Source organism: Lactobacillus sp. UMNPBX4, from assembly GCF_002554115.1.
In the GTDB taxonomy this organism is placed as follows: domain Bacteria; phylum Bacillota; class Bacilli; order Lactobacillales; family Lactobacillaceae; genus Lactobacillus; species Lactobacillus gallinarum.
This window is the reverse complement of record NZ_PCZF01000011.1, coordinates 46,709-52,947: the sequence shown is the minus strand read 5'-3', so window position 1 is coordinate 52,947 and position 6,239 is coordinate 46,709. Positions and strand designations below refer to the sequence as shown.

The following is a 6,239-nucleotide window of genomic DNA, read 5'->3' as shown; positions in this document are numbered from 1 at the left end:
ATTCGATCTCTAAAAAAGCACCCTTAATTGTCAATGTCTTAACTTAATGACATTGCTTAATTAAGAAGTTCCTTTTTTAATAATCAGATTAGTCTTGGTAGTTTACCAATTCTAAGTATGATTCAGGCTTAAGTGAAGCACCACCAACTAAGCCACCATCAATGTCAGGCTTTGACATTAATTCCTTAACGTTAGCTGGCTTTACAGAACCACCGTATTGAATACGAACGTTTTCTGCAGTTTCTTCGTTGTACAAGTCCTTAACAGTTTCACGGATAGTCTTGCACATTTCTTCAGCTTGGTCTGATGAAGCAGTCTTACCAGTACCAATAGCCCAGATTGGTTCATAAGCAATAACAAGGTTTGAAACTTGTTCAGCAGTAAGACCATCTAAAGCAGCCTTAATTTGACCAACAACCCAGTCTTCTTGCTTGTTTGCTTCACGGGTTTCAAGTGATTCACCACAGCAAATGATTGGCTTCAAGCCATTAGCAAAGATTGCCTTAGCCTTCTTGTTAATGTCTTCATCAGTTTCGTGGAAGTAACCACGACGTTCTGAGTGACCAATAATTACGTAGTCCATACCCATTTCTTTCAAGACCTTAGGTGAAGTTTCACCGGTGTAAGCACCTTCGTCTTCAAAGTAACAGTTTTCAGCACCGATGTGTAAGTTTGAACCTTTAGCTGCTTTTCTTAAAGCATCAAGGTCAACTGCAGGTGCACAAATAAGTGATTCTACCTTACTTGGATCTGGCAACTTGTCCTTAACAGCGTCAACGAATTCAGTAGTCTGTTCTGGATTCATGTGTAACTTCCAGTTACCAGCAATAATTGGTGTACGGCTCATTAGTCTATTATCTCCTTAACTTAAATTACTTGTCTTGTACGCAAGCGATACCTGGCAATACTTTACCTTCAAGGTAGTTAAGTGAAGCACCACCACCAGTTGAAATGTGGCTGATCTTAGGTGCAATACCCAATTGCTTAGCAGCAGCAGTTGAGTCACCACCACCGATAATAGTGGTTGCGTCAGTAAGATCTGCTAATGCACGACCAACTTCCAAAGTACCTTCTGCGAAGTTAGGCATTTCGAAAGCACCCATTGGTCCGTTCCAAACAACAGTCTTAGCATCCTTTAAGATGTCCTTGAACTTAGCAATAGTCTTAGGACCAATGTCAAGACCCATCATGTTGTCAGGAATGTCATCACCAACAACTTCACGTGAAGCATCGTTTGAGAATTCAGTTGCAGCTACGTTGTCAACTGGAAGAACGATCTTGTCGCCAGCCTTTTCAAGCAATTCCTTAGCAAGGTCTACCTTATCAGCTTCAAATAATGATTTACCGATCTTGTGGCCTTGAGCTGCTAAGAAGGTGTAAGCCATACCACCACCGATTAAGATGTGGTCTGACTTAGGAATCAAGTTGTTAATAACACCAATCTTGTCTGAAACCTTAGCACCACCCAAGATAGTTACAAATGGGTGTACAGGGTTATCAACAGCGTCACCTAAGTACTTGATTTCCTTTTCAAGTAAGTAACCGGCAGCTGCAGGCTTGCCGTTTTCCTTCATTGCAGTAGCTATACCAACGTTTGATGCGTGACTTCTGTGAGCAGTACCAAATGCGTCGTTTACAAACATGTCACCAAGGCTTGCCCAGTATTCGCCAAGCTTAGGATCGTTACCTGATTCACGCTTACCAAAGTCATTGTCGATATCTTGGAATCTAGTATTTTCAAGAACAACAACGTCGCCATCTTTCATGTTGTTGATAGCATCTTCAACTTCTTTACCTTCGTTTGATGGTACAAAAGTTACAGGCTTCTTAAGAAGTTCACTTAAACGTTCAGCAACTGGCTTTAATGATAATTCCTTCTTGTCAGCATCTGACTTAATACGGCCCAAGTGACTAAGCAAAATAGCCTTACCACCGTGTTCAATGATGTACTTGATAGTTGGAAGTGCAGCAACGATACGGTTGTCATCACCGATAACGCCGTCCTTAATTGGAACATTGAAGTCTACACGTACTAAAACCTTTTTGCCTTTAACATCAAGATCGTCAACGATTAATTTAGCCATTATAATCCTCCGATTATTTTGATATTTTTCCTTCAAAAAAAGGCGGAAGGAAGAATCTCCCTCCGCCTTCTCAATTACCACTTAACTATAATCAGTTAATTTAAATTAATGATTAAAGAGTAGCAAAGTGTAATAAAGTACGAACCATTTGGCAAGTGAATGAGTATTCGTTGTCGTACCAAGCAACAGTCTTAACTAATTGCTTGTCACCTGCAGTAGTTACCATAGTTTGAGTTGGGTCAAAGATTGAACCAGCAGTCATGTTCAAAACATCGCTTGAAACAATGTGGTCACCATTGTAAGCAAATGATGGGCTTTCGTACTTCTTCATAGCTTCGTTAACTTCGTCAGCAGTAACCTTCTTGCTCAAGATTGATACTAATTCAGTTTCTGAACCATCTGGAACTGGAACACGTTGTGCGTGACCGTTCATCTTACCGTTCAAGTTAGGCAATACCAAACCGATAGCCTTAGCTGAACCAGTAGTATGAGGAATGATGTTTTCAGCAGCAGCACGAGCGTCTTGTTCCTTACCACTACGAGCAGGACCATCCAAAGTCATTTGAGTACCAGTGTATGCGTGGATAGTAGTCATAGTAGCAACTTCGATACCGAATTCCTTGTCCAAAGCGTTAGCCATTGGTGCAAGTGAGTTAGTAGTACATGAAGCAGCTGAAACAATCTTGTCGTCAGCAGTCAAAGTGTTTTCGTTTACTGAGTAAACGATAGTCTTCAAGTCGTTACCAGCTGGAGCTGAGATCAATACACGCTTAGCACCTGCGTCAAGGTGAGCTTGTGACTTAGCCTTGCTAGTGTAGAAACCAGTACATTCAAGAACAAAGTCAACACCATCGTTCTTAACCCAAGGAATGTTTTGTGCTTGTGGTTCAGCGTATACGTGGTACTTCTTACCGTCAACTACGATAGCATCTTCAGTTGATGAAACTTCGTGGTTGAAAGTACCATGAGTAGTATCGTACTTAAGTAAGTAAGCAAGCATTGATGGAGTGGTCAAGTCGTTGATAGCAACAACTTCGATGTCCTTACTCTTTTCGCCTAAGTCCATAATACGACGGAATGCTAAACGACCGATACGGCCGAAACCGTTAATACCAATTTTAACTGTCATAACCTAAAAGTCCTCCTTTAAGAACTATAAACAACAATTTATTTTAAACGGGATTTTATTTCCCCTTTAAAATCATATTTGAGGCACCCTCATCAGTAATTAACCAGGTTTGATGAGGTGCATTGGGCATATATGCTTTTATTGCTTTGGCTTTTCTTGCACCACATGCAAAAGCAAATATGTGGGGTATTTTATATAGGTTCTCAAACTGTAATCCAACCTGGGTGATACGGTCGACAACCTTGCCTTTTTCATCGAAGAAACACCCGAAACATTCGGTGACGGCCTTCTTTTCACGAAGCTCCGAAAGTCTAATTGAATTATACCCTCTACGCTGCGCCATTTCTTGGGCTAACCCAATACCATGGATCACTGCATCGCTTTGTGAAATATCTTGCAGAACATCCGCAATCGAGGATTCACGTATCAAAGATTTATACGCTGCAGCTGAAACTTGTTCAGGTAAATACAATGTCTTATACGTACCCGAAGTTTTAGCTGCCATTTCTTGGACGATTGTATTACTTTGCGTTTCTACATTTTCGCCCAAGGCTCCTCGACCAGGAACAAATTCTAACTGGCGGTTATTCCCTAAACTAGGAGATAAATACTTAGCAGATTTTGCTAAAGCCGCTCCACCTAGAATTGTAACTATTGAATGACCTAATGGCAAGAGTAAATTTAAAGCTGAACTTAACTCTTCTCCCATCTCTTCATAAACGCGATCTTGCAAATCAGCATTACCTGGTACAATCAAGGTTCTTTCAATCCCTAATTTCTTAGCCAGTGCTAATTCTGTTTCACCCGCATTAAAGAGACGGTCAATCAATGGCCCCGCATCTTGTAATGTTTTCTCGCCCTTTTCAGTTAAAAACATTCCAAAACTTTTAGTTTCAATCAAACCTAATTGACTCAAATATTCAGTTTCGGTTCTAATGTTTCTTTCTGAAAGCCCTAAATGTTGAGCTACACTTCTACGCCCAATCGGCGCATGCAGTGCTATCTGCTCAAGGACAAGATACCTTTGTCGAAGAATCTTTAAGACGTCGGGAACGAGCGCTTCGAGCAAAGAAAAGTCCGAATTCATCGTTCCCTCCTTTCCCTGGGACGCTTAGTGACCACATCTGTGTCGATTGCTGTCCCAGAATACTTAAAAATATAAGAGAAACGTACAACTATTTCAAATTCATACATTTCCCAATCGACACTGTTAGTATAACAATGTATTTTTCGTAATTCAAGAAAAAGATCGACTATTTTAAAAAAAATTGTAAGGCTCACAAAATCATTTCTATTTATATTCTTTTTCTGTTATACTAGAAGCTACATAGTTTGGGTCCTTAGTGTAATGGATCGCACGTAAGATTCCGGTTCTTAAAATCTGGGTTCGACTCCCAGGGGACCCATACAAAAAAGGCTAGAGCAATTGCTCTAGCTTTTTCATTTACTATTAAAACTTACCTGAAGTCAATTCAGCACGTTGTGCAAATTGTACATACAATCTTGAACCAGTTGCTGACATACCTTCAATTTCACGTTTAGTGTTGAAACGGTAATGCTTTTGTGCAGAGCCATTTTCACTTACCTTAAAGATGTTGTCATTAAAGCCAATGAAGAAGTGACCGTCGCCATAAGCAAAGCCTTGAACTGGTGAATTAGAAATAAATCTACCTTCAGTTGCACCAACTTCAGTAGCATTCCAAGTATCACCATCTCTAGTTAACTTCCAGTATTCATAGCAGTTATGACCACCATTGTGGAATAAAGCGTACATAGTATCGTCGCCTACAAAAGTAGCGTTGTGAATGTAACGATTATCTGAAATTCTAAATGTCCAAATCTTGTTAATCTTCATATCGCTCTTGCGAATTTGTAAGATTTCTTCTGAAGCAGGACCATTATTGTATTTATTGTCATTAGCCAATACGTAGATGTAACTTGATGAAGAACCTAATGATTGACCGTGACCCAATTTAATATATGGACTTACTTTAATGTTTTTAGCGTATGACTTAAAAGTGCTCCACTTCATAGTAGTAAGATTTTGTGCAGCATACTTGCTCTTTAATGCATTCAAGTTATATGAAACTAAGTGTCCATATTGACTATTACTGCTTGTAAATAATGAAGTAGTGAAAATACCGCCGTTAACTGTCATACCTTCAGGAATTACACCAACTTGGCCCATTGCATCCCCAGCTTGACCATAACCTAAACTCAAAAATCTAGGTTGGAACAAACGAGTTCTAAGAGTTAAGCCATTGCTCTTAATGGTGTTGCTAGTAGTTTCTGAACGGTATCCATGTGCACGATTCCAGTTTCTAGATGAGCCCTTTGAGCCACCATTCCAAGTAGAAGTAGTCTTAAAGCCCTTCTTCGGAGTAACACTTGGAGAAGCCATATCACCATCATGAACGTCAATATTAACTTCTGCCTTTGCTTTACCATAACTATAGGTTACTTTGTCTGGATTAGTACTTATATACTTTCTAGAAACATGAACCTTATTAGGATTAATTGCAGTACCATGTGCATCTGTAGCGTAGTTAATCGCATCTCTAGTAGGGAAGCTGTAATCACTATTTTTAACTAAGCTTACCTCATTAGCAACAGAGATTTGGTTACGTGCAAAGAATTTTTCACTTACCCAACCAACATTGCGACCATCAACAATAATCTTCCAGAAAGTACCTTTTCTGGTTGATTTAGATTCCTTTGATTGAATTTGACCATGTTTAAAATACTTAGTTGAAGTAAACTTGCCGCTTGGTCCCTTGCTTGAAACATTGTGATAAATTGCATAATTACCATTACCTGCAATTTTAGTAACAGCCTTGCCGTAGCTTTTAGCTTGAACAGTGTTTGCTTGACCATTAATAGTTAATAAACTTCCAGCAAGCAATAAACCAGCTAAAATTAGCTTTTTATTGTTTCTCATTCATTCTTCCTCCTTAAAAAAACAGCATATACTCATATCTTAGCACCAATTCATCAAAAATTGTCTTATATTATTAGAAAAAAATTAA

The 6,239-nt window shown here is 39.3% G+C and carries 5 protein-coding genes and 1 tRNA gene; 1 reads left to right on the top strand and 5 read right to left on the bottom strand.

Annotated features, from left to right (window positions below; translation table 11 throughout):
• Positions 1–88: 88 nt before the first annotated feature.
• From tpiA to CP355_RS03595, 4 genes are all read right to left on the bottom strand, one after another.
• Positions 89–847, bottom strand: coding sequence for a triose-phosphate isomerase (tpiA, locus tag CP355_RS03610; RefSeq protein WP_023061659.1), 759 nt, complete (start codon positions 845–847; stop codon positions 89–91).
• Between the two features lie 25 nt (positions 848–872).
• A complete protein-coding gene (gene pgk / locus CP355_RS03605) occupies positions 873–2,084 on the bottom strand; it encodes a phosphoglycerate kinase (RefSeq protein ID WP_025005144.1) in 1,212 nt (403 codons plus the stop codon).
• A gap of 112 nt (positions 2,085–2,196) precedes the next feature.
• Complete coding sequence (gene gap / locus CP355_RS03600; RefSeq protein ID WP_025005145.1) at positions 2,197–3,213, bottom strand: type I glyceraldehyde-3-phosphate dehydrogenase; 1,017 nt, start codon at positions 3,211–3,213, stop codon at positions 2,197–2,199.
• Between the two features lie 55 nt (positions 3,214–3,268).
• On the bottom strand, positions 3,269–4,300 hold the full coding sequence (locus tag CP355_RS03595; protein WP_025005146.1) for a sugar-binding transcriptional regulator: 1,032 nt from the start codon (positions 4,298–4,300) through the stop codon (positions 3,269–3,271).
• A 247-nt stretch (positions 4,301–4,547) separates the two neighbouring features.
• Here CP355_RS03595 and CP355_RS03590 point away from each other — a divergent pair.
• Positions 4,548–4,619: transfer RNA gene (locus CP355_RS03590), tRNA-Arg, on the top strand.
• Between the two features lie 44 nt (positions 4,620–4,663).
• Here the strand turns inward: CP355_RS03590 and CP355_RS03585 are convergent.
• Positions 4,664–6,151 carry an SH3-like domain-containing protein gene (locus CP355_RS03585; protein ID WP_098043909.1) on the bottom strand — a complete coding sequence of 496 codons (1,488 nt, stop codon included), beginning with the start codon at positions 6,149–6,151 and terminating at the stop codon, positions 4,664–4,666.
• Positions 6,152–6,239 lie beyond the last annotated feature (88 nt).